The organism is Streptomyces kaniharaensis, assembly GCF_009569385.1.
GTDB classification, from domain to species: domain Bacteria; phylum Actinomycetota; class Actinomycetes; order Streptomycetales; family Streptomycetaceae; genus Kitasatospora; species Kitasatospora kaniharaensis.
This window is the reverse complement of sequence record NZ_WBOF01000001.1, coordinates 2,524,563-2,539,720: the sequence shown is the minus strand read 5'-3', so window position 1 is coordinate 2,539,720 and position 15,158 is coordinate 2,524,563. Positions and strand designations below refer to the sequence as shown.

Annotated in this window: 16 protein-coding genes; 10 read left to right on the top strand and 6 right to left on the bottom strand. The window is 70.2% G+C overall.

Annotation, left to right across the window (positions count from 1 at the left end; all coding sequences use genetic code 11):
* Positions 1–29 precede the first annotated feature (29 nt).
* The 3 genes from pstC to pstB are packed head-to-tail and all read left to right on the top strand — an operon-like array spanning position 30 to position 2,947.
* Positions 30–1,058 carry a phosphate ABC transporter permease subunit PstC gene (gene pstC, locus F7Q99_RS11575; protein ID WP_407697770.1) on the top strand — a complete coding sequence of 343 codons (1,029 nt, stop codon included), beginning with the start codon at positions 30–32 and terminating at the stop codon, positions 1,056–1,058.
* Positions 1,055–2,128 carry a phosphate ABC transporter permease PstA gene (gene pstA, locus F7Q99_RS11570; protein WP_153461158.1) on the top strand — a complete coding sequence of 358 codons (1,074 nt, stop codon included), beginning with the start codon at positions 1,055–1,057 and terminating at the stop codon, positions 2,126–2,128. The genes pstC and pstA overlap by 4 nt, the downstream gene beginning before the upstream one ends.
* A gap of 42 nt (positions 2,129–2,170) precedes the next feature.
* Complete coding sequence (gene pstB / locus F7Q99_RS11565) at positions 2,171–2,947, top strand: phosphate ABC transporter ATP-binding protein PstB (protein WP_153461157.1); 777 nt, start codon at positions 2,171–2,173, stop codon at positions 2,945–2,947.
* Between the two features lie 171 nt (positions 2,948–3,118).
* Here the strand turns inward: pstB and F7Q99_RS11560 are convergent, their stop codons facing one another.
* The gene (locus tag F7Q99_RS11560) at positions 3,119–4,114 is read right to left on the bottom strand and encodes an inorganic phosphate transporter (RefSeq protein ID WP_326846551.1); all 996 of its coding nucleotides are present in this window, start codon (positions 4,112–4,114) and stop codon (positions 3,119–3,121) included.
* 5 nt (positions 4,115–4,119) lie between these two features.
* Positions 4,120–4,740, bottom strand: a complete 621-nt coding sequence (locus F7Q99_RS11555; RefSeq protein WP_031064133.1) for a DUF47 domain-containing protein — start codon at positions 4,738–4,740, stop codon at positions 4,120–4,122.
* A gap of 359 nt (positions 4,741–5,099) precedes the next feature.
* Here F7Q99_RS11555 and F7Q99_RS11550 point away from each other — a divergent pair, with 359 nt between their 5' ends.
* Positions 5,100–5,474 carry a metal-sensitive transcriptional regulator gene (locus tag F7Q99_RS11550; protein WP_153461155.1) on the top strand — a complete coding sequence of 125 codons (375 nt, stop codon included), beginning with the start codon at positions 5,100–5,102 and terminating at the stop codon, positions 5,472–5,474.
* Positions 5,475–5,502: 28 nt separating this feature from the next.
* Here F7Q99_RS11550 and F7Q99_RS11545 read toward each other — a convergent pair whose 3' ends face one another.
* Positions 5,503–5,703 (bottom strand): hypothetical protein, encoded by a 201-nt coding sequence (locus F7Q99_RS11545; RefSeq protein WP_153461154.1) that lies wholly within the window; start codon positions 5,701–5,703, stop codon positions 5,503–5,505.
* 198 nt (positions 5,704–5,901) lie between these two features.
* Positions 5,902–6,789: a hypothetical protein gene (locus tag F7Q99_RS11540; protein WP_153461153.1), complete on the bottom strand. Its 888-nt coding sequence runs from the start codon at positions 6,787–6,789 to the stop codon at positions 5,902–5,904.
* Between the two features lie 163 nt (positions 6,790–6,952).
* Between F7Q99_RS11540 and F7Q99_RS11535 the strand changes: the two genes are divergently transcribed.
* Entirely contained in the window at positions 6,953–7,141 is a 189-nt protein-coding gene (locus F7Q99_RS11535; RefSeq protein ID WP_153461152.1) for a hypothetical protein, read from the top strand.
* 49 nt (positions 7,142–7,190) lie between these two features.
* On the opposite strand, the gene F7Q99_RS11530 is transcribed toward F7Q99_RS11535, so the two are convergent.
* Both F7Q99_RS11530 and F7Q99_RS11525 read right to left on the bottom strand, forming a co-directional pair.
* Positions 7,191–7,907 carry a phosphatase PAP2 family protein gene (locus F7Q99_RS11530; protein ID WP_326846550.1) on the bottom strand — a complete coding sequence of 239 codons (717 nt, stop codon included), beginning with the start codon at positions 7,905–7,907 and terminating at the stop codon, positions 7,191–7,193.
* Positions 7,908–8,093: 186 nt separating this feature from the next.
* Complete coding sequence (locus F7Q99_RS11525; RefSeq protein ID WP_153466075.1) at positions 8,094–9,299, bottom strand: C40 family peptidase; 1,206 nt, start codon at positions 9,297–9,299, stop codon at positions 8,094–8,096.
* Between the two features lie 248 nt (positions 9,300–9,547).
* Between F7Q99_RS11525 and F7Q99_RS11520 the strand changes: the two genes are divergently transcribed.
* From F7Q99_RS11520 to F7Q99_RS11500, 5 genes are all read left to right on the top strand, one after another.
* The gene (locus F7Q99_RS11520; protein ID WP_230210190.1) at positions 9,548–9,901 is read left to right on the top strand and encodes a hypothetical protein; all 354 of its coding nucleotides are present in this window, start codon (positions 9,548–9,550) and stop codon (positions 9,899–9,901) included.
* Positions 9,902–10,065: 164 nt separating this feature from the next.
* A complete protein-coding gene (locus F7Q99_RS11515; protein ID WP_153461150.1) occupies positions 10,066–10,878 on the top strand; it encodes a hypothetical protein in 813 nt (270 codons plus the stop codon).
* 52 nt (positions 10,879–10,930) lie between these two features.
* Positions 10,931–12,151 carry a hypothetical protein gene (locus tag F7Q99_RS11510; protein ID WP_407697769.1) on the top strand — a complete coding sequence of 407 codons (1,221 nt, stop codon included), beginning with the start codon at positions 10,931–10,933 and terminating at the stop codon, positions 12,149–12,151.
* A 7-nt stretch (positions 12,152–12,158) separates the two neighbouring features.
* Positions 12,159–13,733 (top strand): SCO6880 family protein, encoded by a 1,575-nt coding sequence (locus F7Q99_RS11505; RefSeq protein ID WP_326846549.1) that lies wholly within the window; start codon positions 12,159–12,161, stop codon positions 13,731–13,733.
* Between the two features lie 50 nt (positions 13,734–13,783).
* Positions 13,784–15,133 (top strand): ATP-binding protein, encoded by a 1,350-nt coding sequence (locus F7Q99_RS11500; RefSeq protein WP_153461149.1) that lies wholly within the window; start codon positions 13,784–13,786, stop codon positions 15,131–15,133.
* Positions 15,134–15,158: the final 25 nt, after the last annotated feature.

The window sequence follows — 15,158 nt, the reverse complement described above, 5'->3', positions numbered from 1 at the left end:
CCCAGCAACACGTCCGGGGCACCGCCGCCATGGTGCCGCCCCCTCCGGGGCAGGCGCCACCAGACCGGAGTACACCAATGACCTCATCTCCCCCTGCCGCCCCGCGGGGCAGGGTAAGCCGAGAGCGCGACAGCCGGTTCGGCGACGCGATATTCATGAACCTCGCCCGGGGTTCGGGCATCCTGCTGCTGGTCGTGATGGCCGCCATCGCAGGCTTCCTGGCCTGGCGCTCGGGCCTCGCGCTCACCAACAACAACGGCAACTTCCTCACCACCTTCGAGTGGGCGCCGGACGCCCCGAAGCCGGTCTTCGGCATCGCCGTCCTCGCCTTCGGCACCATCGTCAGCGCGATCATCGCGATGGCGATCGCCGTCCCGGTGGCCATCGGGATCGCCCTGTTCATCTCGCACTACGCACCCCGGAAGATCGCCCAGCCGTTCGCCTACCTGGTGGACCTGCTCGCGGCCGTCCCCAGCATCGTCTACGGCCTCTGGGGCGCGCTGTTCCTGGTGCCGCACATGAACGGGCTGACCAGCTGGCTCAACGAGTACCTGGGCTGGACGTACATCTTCGACCAGACCAAGACCGGCACCACCCCGCGCAACCTGTTCACCGTCGGCATCCTGCTGGCGATCATGATCCTGCCGATCATCACCGCGGTCTCCCGCGAGGTGTTCCGCCAGGTGCCGCGGATGCACGAGGAGGCGGCGCTCGCGCTCGGCGCGACCCGCTGGGAGATGATCCGCACCGCGGTGCTGCCGTTCGGCCGCCCCGGCATCATCTCGGCCTCGATGCTCGGCCTCGGCCGCGCGCTCGGCGAGACGATCGCCGTCGCGGTCGTGCTGTCCTCGAACAGCGTCCTCTCGCTGCACATCCTCGACCCGGGCGGTGGCACCTTCGCGCAGAACATCGCGCTGAAGTTCGCCGAGGCCGGGGACAACGGCCGCAACGCCCTGATGGCCTCCGGCCTCGTCCTGTTCGTGATCACCCTGCTGGTGAACGGTGCCGCGCGGCTGATCGTCGCCCGCCGCAAGGAGTACTCGGGGGCCGGCGCATGAGCACGACCACTACCGTTCCGGCGCAGGCGCGCCCGCAGGGCCGCCCGCTGACCGCGAACCGGCTGCCCAAGTGGGCCCCGGCGGCCGTCGCCGCCGGCTCGATCGCCCTCGGCTGTGGCATCGGCGCCGTCGGCGGCCTCGACAGCCGTCTGCAGTGGGGCCTGATCTCGGTCGTCCTGTTCGTGGCGATCGGCTACGGACTCTCGGCCAAGGTCGAGGGCCGCCGCCAGGCCAAGGACCGGCTCGCCACCTCGGTGGTCTGGGTCGCCTTCATCCTCGCCGTCGTGCCGCTGGTCGCGCTGACCGTCTACACGATCCAGCAGGGCATCGGCGTGGTGGACGGGTACTTCCTGAGCCACTCGATGAAGGGCGTGCTCGCCTCCGGCCCCGGCGGCGGCATCTACCACGCGCTGATCGGCACCCTGCAGCAGGTCGCCCTGGCCACCCTGATGGCCGCCCCGGTGGGTCTGCTGACCGCCGTCTACCTGGTCGAGTACGGCCGCGGCCGGCTCGCCAAGGTCGTCACCTTCTTCGTCGACGTCATGACGGGTGTACCGTCGATCGTCGCCGGTCTGTTCATCCTCTCGCTCTGGAACCTCGCGCTCGGCTTCAACTACTCCGGCTTCTCCGGCAGCCTCGCGCTGGCGATCCTGATGATGCCGGTCGTCGTCCGCTCCACCGAGGAGATGCTCAAGCTCGTCCCGAACGAGCTGCGCGAGGCCTCGTACGCGCTCGGCGTGCCGAAGTGGAAGACCATCCTGCGGATCGTCCTCCCCACCGCGATGGGCGGCATCACCACCGGCGTGATGCTCGCGGTCGCCCGCATCACGGGCGAGACCGCCCCGGTGATGATGCTGGTGTTCGGCGCCGACTACATCAACGGCAACCCGTTCGACGGACCGCAGCAGTCCCTGCCGATGTACATCTGGCAGCAGTACTCGGTGGTCAACAACGACTTCGGCTACGCCCGCGCCTGGGGCGCCGCGCTGGTGCTGATCGCCTTCGTGATGGGGCTCAACCTCATCGCCCGGGGCATCGCACGCTGGCGCTCGCCCAAGGCCGGACACTGAGCGACCGACTGACGTACGAGACAGACGAGAGAAGCAACGATCATGGCCAAGCGCATCGACGTCAGCGGACTGTCGGCCTACTACGGCTCCACCAAGGCTATCGAGGACATCTCGATGAGCATCGAACCCCGCTCGGTGACCGCCTTCATCGGCCCCTCCGGCTGCGGCAAGTCCACCTTCCTGCGCACCCTCAACCGGATGCACGAGGTGATCCCCGGCGCCCGCGTCGAGGGCAAGGTGCTCCTGGACGACGAGAACCTGTACGCCTCCAACGTCGACCCGGTCGCCGTACGCCGCTCGGTCGGCATGGTCTTCCAGCGCCCGAACCCGTTCCCGACCATGTCGATCTACGACAACGTGGTCGCCGGCCTCAAGCTCGCGGGCGTGCGCAAGAAGGCCGTCCTGGACGAGGTCGTGGAGCGCTCGCTCAAGGGCGCCAACCTCTGGAAGGAGGTCCACAACCGGCTGAACAAGCCGGGGGCCGGCCTCTCCGGCGGTCAGCAGCAACGCCTGTGCATCGCCCGCGCCATCGCGGTCGAGCCGCAGGTCCTGCTGATGGACGAGCCCTGCTCGGCGCTCGACCCGATCTCCACCCTCGCCATCGAGGACCTGATCGGCGAGCTGAAGTCCCAGTTCACCATCGTCATCGTCACCCACAACATGCAGCAGGCGGCCCGCGTCAGCGACCGCACCGCCTTCTTCAACCTGGCCGGTGTCGGCCAGCCGGGCAAGCTGATCGAGCTGGACGACACCCAGCGGATCTTCTCCAACCCGTCGGTGCAGGCGACCGAGGACTACATCTCCGGCCGCTTCGGCTAGGCCGGCGCGGTCACCAGCCGCGAGGCGGGTGACGGGATCACAGGCTGCTCCACGGTGCTGCATGGCGGTGCCGCCGTGGAGCACGAAAGGGCCCGCCCCCGAGATGTGGGGGCGGGCCCTGCTGCGCTGTTCGCCCGCTCGCCTGCGGCTCAAGGCGGCGTACCGGGAGCCTCAGCCCCAGAACAGGTGGACAAACCAGTACATCAGCGCTGCGACGATGGCGGCCGCCGGCATCGTGATGAACCAGCCGAGCACGATGTTCTTCGCGACGCCCCAGCGCACCGCGCGGATCCGCTTGGTGGCCCCCACACCCATGATCGCCGAGGTGATCACGTGCGTGGTGGAGATGGGCGCCTTGTAGACGAACGAGGTGATGTACATGACCGTCGAGGCGGTGGCCTCGGCCGCGAAGCCCTGCGGCGGGTCCAGCTCGATGATCTTGCGGCCGAGCGTCCGCATGATCCGCCAGCCGCCCGCGTAGGTGCCCAGCGAGAGCATCGTCGCGCAGGAGATCTTCACCCAGACGGGGATGTCGTAGGTGGCCTGCTGGCCGGAGATGACCAGGGCCATCACCACGATGCCCATGGTCTTCTGGGCGTCCTGCAGACCGTGCGCGAGGGCCATGGCGGCGGCCGAGGCGGTCTGGGCGACCCGGAAGTTGCGCTTGGCGCGGTGCGGGTTGGTCCGGCGGAAGATCCACAGGATCGCGAGCATCACCAGGTAGCCGCCGATCAGGCCGACCACCGGAGAGAGGATCATCGGGATGATGATCTTGTCGATGACGCCGTCCCAGAGCACCTCGGTGCCGCCGGCCAGCGCCGCGCCCACCAGGCCGCCGAACAGGGCGTGCGAGGAGGAGGACGGCAGACCGAAGTACCAGGTGATCAGGTTCCAGGCGATCGCACCGACCAGAGCGGCGAACAGGATCGCCATCCCCTGGTTGCCCTTGGGGGTCTCGATGATGCCCTTGGAGACGGTGTGCGCCACGCCGCTGCCGAGGAAGGCGCCGGCCAGGTTCATCACCGCGGCCATCGCCAGCGCGGCCCTGGGCGTCAGCGCCCGGGTGGAGACCGACGTGGCGATCGCGTTCGCCGAGTCATGGAAGCCGTTGGTGTAGGTGAAGAAGAACGCAACGCCGATGACGGCGATGAGTGCTGCCATGTCCACGAGGGTCAGGACTCCTTGACGGCGATGGTCTCCACCGTGTTGGCGACGTGCTCGAACGCGTCCGCCGCCTCCTCAAGGACGTCCACGATCTGCTTGAGCTTGAGCACCTCGATGGCGTCGTACTGGCCGGAGAAGAGGTGGGCGAGCAGCTTGCGGTGGATCTGGTCGGCCTGGTTCTCCAGCCGGTTGACCTCGATCCAGTACTCGGTCAGGTTCGACATGCTGCGCAGGTTCGGCATCGCCTCGGCGGTGAGCTCCGCGGCGCGCGCCAGCACCTCGATCTGCTGCTCGATGCCCTTCGGCAGGGTCTGGATGTCATAGAGGACGACCAGGTCGACGGCCTCCTCCATGAAGTCCATGATGTCGTCCAGCGACGAGGCGAGGCTGTAGATGTCCTCGCGGTCGAAGGGCGTGATGAAGGACGAGTTCAGCTGGTGGAAGACGGCATGGGTGGTGTCGTCCCCGGCGTGCTCGGCGGCGCGCATGCGCTCGACGATCTCCGCGCGGGCCGACACGTCTGATCCCAGCAGTTCCAGCAGGAGCTTCGAACCGACGACGAGGTTCTCCGCGGCCGCGGCGAACATGTCGTAGAAGCTCGTCTCCTTCGGGGTCAGGCTAAAACGCACGGAAATCTCCGATGTGCGGGGTAGGGACTGAACGATGCTAGGTGCAACCAAGCGCAATCGCGCAAACGGGTGGTGAAAGTGGAGGTCAATCCTCCTCTTCTGTTCGGCTGCCGCACCAGCGAACCCGGACCGCACTCACAGGCGCGGACGCGAGCCATCAGTCTGACGGAACCTCGCCCGGATTGTCCCCGTCGTGCGCACGGAAGACCGGGGCGCCCGCTCAGACGGGTGAACCGCCCGGCAGGCCGCCTGGGGCCGCGCGGTGCCCGCCGGTCCGGCCGTCGGAACACCACGGACGGCCCCGGTGTTGGACACTGGTGGCCGACGCAGCCACCAGGCACTCAGACGAAGGCGGGCCGATGACCACGACGCAACCGCGCACCGAGCCGGACGACGCGCACGGCACCGAGCCGCACGCCGACGACACCGCCGCGGCCGACGGGCACCACGGTCCGCACGGGTACAGCGCGCAGAAGGACGCCCACCTCAAGCGGCTGCGCCGGATCGAGGGGCAGATCCGCGGCCTCCAGCGGATGGTCGACGAGGACGTCTACTGCATCGACGTGCTGACCCAGGTGTCGGCCAGCACCAAGGCCCTGCAGTCCTTCGCGCTCTCCCTGCTGGAGGAGCACCTGCGGCACTGCGTCGCGGCGGCGGCCGAGGAGGGCGGCGCCGAGCTCGACGCCAAGGTGGCGGAGGCCACGGCCGCGATCGGCCGGCTGCTGCGCAGCTGAGACCGCCTCCCCGGCTCCCGGTCGCGTCCTAGGAGTCCCACGCGGCCGACCGGCTCGCGTCCGTCCTCCCGGGTTCGGGCCGGTCGAGCAGCACCTCGTCGATCCGCTCGGTCGGCAGCCGGTCGCCGGTGCTGGACGTCGCGGCGATCATCAGTTCGCCGGCCAGCTCGATCTCGTCGAGGGCCGCGTCGTCGTGGCCGCCGCTGCGACCGCCCGTGGACGACACCACCTGCACCACCCCTTCAGTGCCTCGCCAGCCCGGGCGGCAGCCACCCGACGTCCAGCCTAGGCACTTCGGAGCCCGTCCACATGGCACGGACGGGCCATCTCGGCGCCGCCGAAACGGGTGGCCGCCGCTCCCCGATCGGCCACCCGCTCCGGCGGCACCCCGACTCGCCCCGGCGCCGGAGCGCTGCCCCCGGTCGCCCTACTTCGGGCTCTCCGTGGGCTTCAACGCGAAGATGTCCGAGGCCGGTGGCTCGGCCGTCTCCACCGGCTTGCCGAAGTCCGCCAGCGCGGTGGTCGAGGTCACCTTCACCTGGTCCTTGGCCTCCTTCGAGCCGGCCACCCCGGCGAAGGTGAAGACCTCGACCACCTTGTGCAGCCGGCCCTGGTCGTCCAGCCAGGCGTCGTACGGGACTTCCTTGACGGTGAAGGTCTGGGACCCCATCCGCAGGCCGTCGCCGCCCCGCCCGCCGGTCGCGTCGGCCGCCTTGGCCAGGTCGAGGGTGCCGCGGTAGTGGTGCAGCGAGACCCCGTCGACCGTCTCGTTGCCGACCGCGTCCGCCTTCTGCACCCCGCGCAGCGCGCCCGCGGCGGTGGCCGGATCGGTGGCGCCGCTGCTGACCAGGTTGCCGTCCGGCAGTTGGCGCACGTCCAGCTTGACCCACTTGCCCTCGGGCACCTTGGCACCGCTGTTCTGCAGGTAGACCGTGCCCGGCAGGACCACTTCGACGATCTTCCCGGTGGTCGCCGCGCCCGGCGGCACGGCGATCTCCAGCCGGCCGATCCGCTTCACGTAGTCGTAGCCACCGGTGCCGGCGAACACGGCCTTCTTTTCGGACGACTCGGTGACCAGCTCGGTGGTGGTGTGCGCGGATCCGGTCCGGCCCGTGATGTCGGCGGCGTTGCGCACCGCCGTGAGCGCGTCCGGGGAGAGCTGGTCGGGGACGCTCTGGTCCGACGAGCCGCCGGACCCTCCCGAGCAGCCGACGAGCCCGGCCAGGGCTGCGGCGAGCAGGGCGGCCCCGGCCGCCGAGCGCAGGTGCGACACCGGCCGGCGCCGTGGCCGGCCGGTGCGCTGCTGGTCGGTCATCTTCATCCTCGCGACAACCCCCTCGGGCCCGACTGCCCCACCGGACACCACCGGGTGGGCAGAGCTCTTGCCGGGCAAACGAGTTGAGGCGCGAAGGGTTACGGGGAGCAGGGCGCGGGAAGGGCGTCGCGCGTCGGGTGCCCGGCGCGTTACGGTGGTTCACGTGCACAGTGAGCTGCCGGCTTCGCCCGGCACCCGGATGCCCGAGCACCGCATCGCGATCAGCGAGCGGGGTTCCTTCGCCCACGCGACCTGCAGCTGCGGCTGGTACTCGCCGGCCCGCCGCTCGCGCGACCTGGCCCGCCGTGAGGGGGCCGACCACCTCGCCGACAACGGCGGGGAAGCGGGGTAGCGGTTCGGGCGCTTTCCGCGGGTCCTTTCCTCGGGCCCGGGCCTTGGGCCTAGGCCGCCAGATCGGACTCCGGCGGCTGCTCGTCCGCCCGCACGGCCCCGCGCTCCCGGCCGCGCCGCCGGCCTCGCGCCGGGCCCGGGCCGCCGCGCTCCGGCGCCCGGATCAGCGGGGCGACGGCGGTGCGGCTCAGCGCATGGCAGAACGGGACCAGGACGGCCATCGCGATCGGCGCCAGCAGTAGCACCACCGCGGTGGCGAGCGCGAACCCGCCGATCACGTCGGTCGGGTAGTGGACGCCCATGAACATCCGGCAGAAACCCTGCAGCAGGGCCAGGCCCCCGGCGATCCAGCCCAGCCGCCGGTTCACCAGGAACAGCGCCACCGCGACGCCCATCGTCATGGTCGAGTGGTCGCTGACGAAGGAGTGCGTGCCGGCCTTGCCGTCCACCAGCACCAGCAGTCCGCCGTGGTCCACGAAAGGGCGCGGGCGGTCCACGATCGCGGCGATCGGCAGGTTGGCCAGCTCGGCGATGGCGACCGAGAGCGGCACCCAGAGCAGCCCGGCGATCGCCACGGGCGCGTCCGGGCGGCGTCTGGCCTGGAGCCAGGCGACCAGGCCGAGCATCGCCAGGCCGATCAGGATGCCGTACTCGCCGATCCAGGAGACCAGGTGGTCCAGCCACTGCGGGGAGCGCTTGGCCAGGCCGTTGACGGCGTAGAGCAGGCCGAGGTCGGGGTTGGTCGTGTCGGCAAGCGGCGTCGACACGCCGCACCTCCTTCTGGTCTGCTGCACCTGTGCGTTCCGGTCGGGCACCCCGCCCGGCGCAAAGAGCTGACGGGGGGCCATCAAACCCAACGTCATCGCCTAGGCACAGCGTTCCACGGAAACGCGCGGTTATGGAAACTTGACTCAGTGTCCACAGCGCACTCACACGCCACGGCAATTGACGGCTCAGGGCTTTGCGGTCGGTTGACCCGCGGCCGACGGGCCCTGGTCCGCCGGGAGGGGCGGAGCGCCGGCCGTCGGGCGGGAGGCCGCGGGCGGGACTGCCGGCGGGGTCGCCGGAGCGGCCGCCGCCGGTGCCGCGGTGGGCGACGCGGGCGCGTCCGGGGTGGCCCCGCCGCCGACCCCGCCCTTGCCCGTGATGCTGCCGTCCGCGTTGCGCACCGGCAGTGCCTCCGCGCCGTCCGAGGTGACCCGGGTGGCGCCGATGTACTCCCTGGTGTCGATCTTGTCGTAGCGGATCACCGCACCGGTGTGCGGCGCGTTGATCATGTAGCCGCCGCCGACGTAGATCCCGACGTGGTGGATGCTGCGCGGATCGTTCAGGTCCGTCGCCCAGAACACCAGGTCGCCCGGCCGCAGCTGGTCCCGCGACGGGTGCGGCCCCGCGTACCACTGGTCGTCGGCCACCCGGGGCAGCGTGATCCCCACACTCGCGTACGCGGCCTGGGTGAGGCCCGAACAGTCGAACCGCCCGTCCTGCGACGGCAGCCCCTCACCGCCCCACAGGTACGGCGTGCCCAGCTTCGTCTGCGCGAAGTAGATCGCCGCGGCCGACTGCTGGGACACCTCCACCGGCGCCGTCGGCGCCGTGAAACTGCGCGCCAGCGCCTTGATGTTCTTCACGTACCCCTGCGTCTCCTTGTACGGGGGCACGCCGTTGTACTTCTCCACCGCGTACGGACCGGCGTTGTACGCCGCCAGCAGGTTGTCCTGACGGTCCCCCGGCACCTTGGCCACGTCCTTGGCCAGCGAGCAGTCGTACGTCGCCGCCGAGGCGATGGCGTCCGCCGCGTTCCAGATGTCCTTCTTGCCGTCACCATCCGCGTCGACGCCGTAGATCGCCCAGGTGCCCGGCAGGAACTGGGCCATTCCCAAAGCCCCGACGGAGGAACGGGCCGACGGGTCGAAACCGCTTTCCTGGTAGAGCTGTGCCGCGAGCATCGGCGGGGAGATCTCCGGGCAGAGCGCTCCCCACTTCTGGATCAGGCCCTGGTACGCGGCCGGCACCGAACCGGCCGACAACGCGGCGCGATTGGCCGACGCCTGAGGTGTCCCACTCGCCGCATACGTCCCGATCGTCACCAGTGCGATGAACCCGATCGCGGCAACTCCCGTCGCAGCGGCGGCCGGACCGGCCTTCCGGAGTACCATCAGCACCATCCCGACGAATCGTCAGTCGAAGTGTCCCGGAAGGCGTTGCTCACCGCAATCATCAGAGATACAAAGAGTGAGCGCTATCCTTCGTACGGTGGACATCCTCGCGTACGTGTCCGATGCCTCACGACCAATATGCGAGAAGTAGCCAAGTCGACATCAGATCTGGCCAAGAATAGGCACCGACCCTTCGCGCGGGCGGGGTCCGGGGCCTTGAATTTGCCTGATCGGGCGGTGAGATGGAAATGAACCTGAGCAGCGGCGTGCAGCGCATCGCGATCGGCCACCTGGCCGAGGACCCTCCAAAGAAGCCGAATATCGACACCATCATCGGCGGGATCGCCCCGGACTGGGGCCCGTTCGCGAGTCTCGGCTCGGAGGCCCGGGTGATGGTCGAGGTCATCATGGCCGTCGCCATCCTCGTCTGCCTCGGCATCGCCGTCTGGGGTGCGGCCAAGCAGCGGATCGGTGCGACCGCCATGCGGGACAGCTTCGGTGCCGAACAGGGCAAGGGGCTGATCATCGCGGGGCTGACCGGCGTGTTCATCATCGGATCACTCGGCACTCTGTTCACCATTGTCTACGGTATGGCGATCTGACGATCGGGCAGCAGTAGTCCTGCCCACCTGAGGTCAGGTCCCCGTCCCGACCATCGGAGTCTCCGCCCGCCAGGAGTCCACCACCGTTCCCACCCTCCGTCCGATCCCGCCCACGGCCGGAGGGCCCCCGGAGCCGCCCGGCTCCCCGCACCAGGAGGGCCGCCGTGCCGTTGTCCGACGACCAGCCGCACACCCGTACGCGGCTACCGGTCGGCGAACAGCCCTCCTCGCAGTCGAACGGACGTCAGGCCAGACCGCTCCGCACCCTCCTGACCGTCCTCGTCGTCGTCACCCTGCTCGTCGTCGCGATCTCCATCGCCAACCACGGCAAACCCGACCCCGGGAACTCCGCCCGCTCCGCCGACAAGGCCCCCACCGCCCCCTCCGGCGCCGGCCCCGCCCCAAGCGGCGACCAGCCGGTCAGCACCACCACCAACGGCATCGCCGGCGGCTTCCCGCACACCGACCAGGGCGCCCAGTCCGCCGCCGCCAACTACGCGGTGGCCATCGGCTCCGCGGACATGTTCCGCACCGACACCCGCCACACCATCGTCGCCACCATCGCCGACCCGAACGCCGTCGCCACCCTCCAATCCCGCCTGGACCAGGGCTTTTCGCCCGAGACGGCCGCGAAGTTCGGGGTGGATGCGCAGGGGCGGCCTCCCAAGGGCCTGACGTTCGTCAGCCGGACTATTCCGGTCGGCACCAAGAGCAGTGGATACACCGCCGACACTGTCAAGATCGACGTCTGGTGTACCGGGCTATTCGGATTGGCGGGCGAGCACTCGATCAGGCCGGTTGCCGAGGAGTGGTTCACACTCAGCCTCAGCCTGCGGTGGACCGGAACAGACTGGAAGCTCACCGATTTCAGCCGGGCGTCCGGTCCGGCGCCCGTCCCGCCGGATCAGCAGGCTGCGACCGCGGAGGAGATCACTGGTGCCGTCGAGCAGTTCGGAGGCTTCCGTTATGCGCGCTGACGGTAGGTCTGGTCTTTTGTGGCAGAACCTGAGCCGCCTCGCTGGAGGGGCTTTGGTCGGCATCGCCTCGGTCATGCTGACGGCACACCGCGCTCTTGCGGAGCCGTCGCCCACTCCGAATCCAGCGGTTACCAACACGAGTTGTCCGGGCGTGCCGCTGCCCGGTAACGATGTCTACTGCGCTCCGGGCGGTACCGGCTCCGTGCCAGGCAGTGGAACCGTCGGCACCGTCACCGATCCGCTCGGTTCGTTGGCCAAGGGGTGCGCGCAGGCGGCGGCTTGGGTGGTGCGGAAGCTGTCGGGGGCGATCGACGGGACGACGCAGGTGGACTTCACCAATGCGTCGTTCCTCCAGCAGTACGCGGTGGTGTTCGCGGCGTCGACGATCATCACCTTGGTGTTGTGGCTCCTGGCGGTGACGAAGCGGGCGGTGCGGGGGGCGCCGTTGACGACGGCGATCTCGGAGGCGATCGGCTTTCTGTGGCTGACGGTGGTGGCGTCCGCGTTCACGCCGTTGATCCTCTACACCGTGGTGAGCGCGACGGACGGGGTGACCAAGGCGATCGCGGTGGGGACAAAGTCGGACACCGGAACGTACCTGGGCGGGTTCGCGGAGACCTTGGAGAAGGGTGACCTGGGGGGCGGGCCGCTGATTCTGATCATCGTGTCGCTGGTGGCGGTGCTGGCGGCGGCGGTGCTCTGGATCGAGCTGCTGATCCGGGCGGCGATGCTGTACGTGGGTGCGCTGCTGGGTACGGCGGTGTACGCGGGGCTGGTGGACAAGCAGTTGTGGAAGCACGTGCGCCGGTGGGCGGGGGTGATGGTGGCGGTGGACCTGGCGAAGCCGATCATCGTGATCATCCTGGGCCTGGCGGGTGCGGTGGCGACCGGGGCGGGGGCCGGCGACGACTTCGCCCGGGTGCTGTCGGGGCTGGCCATCCTGTTCCTGTCGATCTTCGCGAGTGCCACCGTGTACCGCTTCGTGCCGGGCTTCGGCGACGAGATGCTGAACATGCGCCGGGCCCGGGCCAGCGCGGTGTCGGCGGGGTCGGCGATGATCAACGGCACCGCGAACCTGATGAAGCAGGGCATCACCACCCACGGCGACCGCGGCCCGCAGGCGGCCGGTACCGGTGGTGGGGGTGCGGGCGGCGGTTCGGTGGCCCCGGGCATCGCCGCGCACGCGGGCCGTACGCCGGCTCCGCCGCCGCAGGCCGGGCCGCCGCAGGCTCCGGTTCCGATCCGCGACAGCAATCCAGCGAAGGGAGGGTGACGGGTAAGTGAGCAGCGAACCGCTCGGCCAGTACGGTGCCCAGTACGCCCAGCCGTATGTGCACCAGCGCCGCACCTACCTGATCGGCAAGGCCCGCCCGAACGCGCCGATCGGCCGGAACCGGGAGTCCGGCGAGATCGTTCTGATCATCTTCGGGGCGTTCCTCGGGATGCTCTGGGGCCTGCTGATGCCGGTCCTGCCGCTGCGCATCGGGGGCCTGGTCGGCCTGCCCGCGCTGGCCATCGCGGCGGTCTACGTGCCGTACCGCAAGCGGACGTTCTACAAGTGGGTGGAGATCAACCGCACCTACCGGCGGACGGTCCGCAGCGGACGGGGGGTGTGGCGGTCGGACGTGATGGACGCCGGTACCCGGATGGACGGCCGGGAGGTGGAGGTCGGCCCGCCGCCGGGGGTGGGGCGGCTGCGCTGGCTGGCGGCGCCGTTCGGGCCGGACGAGGTCGGGGTGCTGATGCACCTGGAGCGGCGGACGGTGACGGCCGCGATCGAGATCGAGGGCCCGGGTGTGGGCCTGCGCGACTCGGAGGACCAGGAGGCGCTGGTCGACCGGTTCGGCACGCTGCTGAAGCACGTCGCCAACGGGGACGGTTTCGTGACCCGGCTGCAGATCCTGGCCCGGACGCTGCCGGCCGACCCGGACGCGCACGCCAAGGACGTCGAGCGGCGCGGTGACCACGACGCGCCGCGCTGGCTGATGGAGTCGTACGACCAGCTGCAGTCGATGGTGTCGACCTCGTCGGAGCAGCACCGGGCGTACCTGGTGGCCTGCATGCACTACACCCGGGACCTGGCCGCCGAGGCGCACGCGATGGGCCGCACCTCGACCGGCGGGCGGGCCCGGGACGACGAGGGGCTGGCGGCCGTGATGGCCCGCGAGCTGACCGACATCTGCGCCCGGCTGGCGGAGGCGGACATCCGGGTGCGCCAGCCGCTCGGCCAGGCCCGGCTGTCGTCGCTGCTGCACTCGATGTACGACCCGGACCACCCGATCGACCACATCCAGGCGATGTCCCGGCGCAACGCCTGGCCGGCCGAGCTGGACGCGACCCACCCGCAGTACCTGACGGCGAAGACCCGCGAGTCGACGACCCGGGAGCCGTGGTGCCACGCCACCGCCTGGGTCAAGGAGTGGCCGCTGACCCCGGTGGGCGTCAACTTCCTGGCGCCGCTGCTGGTGCACACCCCGGACGTGATCCGGACGGTCGCGGTGACGATGGACCTGGAGCCCACCGACGTCGCGATCGAGCGGATGCTGACCGAGAAGACCAACGACGAGGCGGAGGCCAGCCGCGCGGCGAAGATGAACCGCACGGTCGACCCGCGCGACCTGGCGCACACCGGCCGGGTGGACCAGCGCGGTGACGACCTGGCGTCCGGCGCGGCCGGGGTCAACCTGGTCGGCTACATCACGGTCTCCTCGCGCAGCCCGGAGGCGCTGGCCCGCGACAAGCGGACGATCCGGGCCTCGGCGGGCAAGAGCTACCTCAAGCTGGAGTGGTGCGACCGCGAGCACCACCGGGCGTTCGTCAACACCCTGCCGTTCGCCACCGGCATCCGCCGCTGAGCGCGGCCCTATCCGTCCACCCGTCCCGCTGACATACCAGGAGGCCGCTCATGGGGCTGGGCAACCTCACCGACGCGTTCACCAGCCTGATGTTCGGCAAGGTGGAGACCACCCGGCTGCCGGTGCGCACCTCGACCGGCCAGGCTCAGGCGGTCTACCTGCCCACGGCCGCCCCGGGGCTGGGCGACTCGGGGGTGATCATCGGTCGTGAGGTGTACAGCGGCAAGGGGTACGTGTACGACCCCTTCCAGCTGTACGGGCAGCAGTTGCCGGCCCCGCACTGGCTGGTGCTGGGCGAGTCGGGCAACGGCAAGTCGGCACTGGAGAAGACGTACGTCCTGCGGCAGTTGAGGTTCCGCGACCGGCAGGTCGTGGTGCTCGACGCGCAGGGCGAGGACGGCGTCGGCGAGTGGAACCTGATCGCCGACGCACTGGGCATAAAGTCGATCCGCCTGGACCCGATGGCGGCCCGGGACGGCGGGGTGAAGCTCAACCCGCTGGACCCGGCGATCACCCAGACCGGCCAGCTGTCCCTGCTGCGCACCATCATCGAGGTGGCGATGGGGCGCGGCCTGGAGGAGCGGGCCGGCTTCGCGCTGAAGGCCGCGCACGCCCACGTGGTGGCCTCGGTGAAGGACCGCCAGCCGGTGCTGGACGACATCATCGACACTCTGCGCAACCCCGACCTGTCCTCGGTGGAGTCGCTGGGCGTGGCGGTGGACGAGGTGCAGTCCTGGGGCCTGGACGTGGCGCTGGTGCTGGACCGGCTGGTCGACGGCGACCTGCGCGGCATGTTCGACGGGCCGACCACCGACGGCATCGACCTGGACGCACCGCTGATCGTCTTCGACCTCTCGCACATCGACCGCAACTCGATCGCGATGCCGATCCTGATGGCGATCGTCGGCGTGTGGCTGGAGCACACCTGGATCCGGCCGGACCGGAAGAAGCGCATCTTCCTGGTCGAGGAGGCCTGGCACATCATCAACAGCCCGTTCGTGGCACAGCTGTTCCAGCGTCTGCTGAAGTTCGGCCGCCGGCTCGGGCTGTCGTTCGTCGCGGTGGTGCACCACCTGTCGGACGTGGTGGACGGCGCGGCGGCCAGGGAGGCCTCGGCGATCCTGAAGATGGCCTCCACCCGGACGATCTACATGCAGAAGGCCGAGGAGGCGCGGGCCACCGGCCGGGTCCTGGGCCTGCCGAGGTGGGCGGTGGAGATCATCCCCACGCTTTCGCCGGGCATCGCGGTCTGGGACGTCAACGGGAACGTCCAGGTGGTCAAGCACATCATCACCGAGACGGAACGGCCGCTGGTCTACACGGACCGCGCGATGACGGAGGACGCCGTCGCCGAACGGTCGCGTGCCGAACGGCAGTTGGCGGCGGAACCTGGCGTGTGAGGGCGGTCGGCGGGCGGAAGACCCC

Bases quoted from the DNA above. Each gene is read 5' to 3' on its own strand.
- F7Q99_RS11550 (WP_153461155.1), top strand. From the start codon at position 5,100: ATGACCACGACGCAACCGCGCACCGAGCCGGACGACGCGCACGGCACC.
- F7Q99_RS11540 (WP_153461153.1), bottom strand. From the start codon at position 6,789: ATGACCGACCAGCAGCGCACCGGCCGGCCACGGCGCCGGCCGGTGTCG.
- F7Q99_RS11520 (WP_230210190.1), top strand. From the start codon at position 9,548: ATGAACCTGAGCAGCGGCGTGCAGCGCATCGCGATCGGCCACCTGGCC.
- pstC (WP_407697770.1), top strand. From the start codon at position 30: ATGGTGCCGCCCCCTCCGGGGCAGGCGCCACCAGACCGGAGTACACCA.
- F7Q99_RS11525 (WP_153466075.1), bottom strand. From the start codon at position 9,299: ATGGTACTCCGGAAGGCCGGTCCGGCCGCCGCTGCGACGGGAGTTGCC.
- F7Q99_RS11500 (WP_153461149.1), top strand. From the start codon at position 13,784: ATGGGGCTGGGCAACCTCACCGACGCGTTCACCAGCCTGATGTTCGGC.
- pstB (WP_153461157.1), top strand. From the start codon at position 2,171: ATGGCCAAGCGCATCGACGTCAGCGGACTGTCGGCCTACTACGGCTCC.
- pstA (WP_153461158.1), top strand. From the start codon at position 1,055: ATGAGCACGACCACTACCGTTCCGGCGCAGGCGCGCCCGCAGGGCCGC.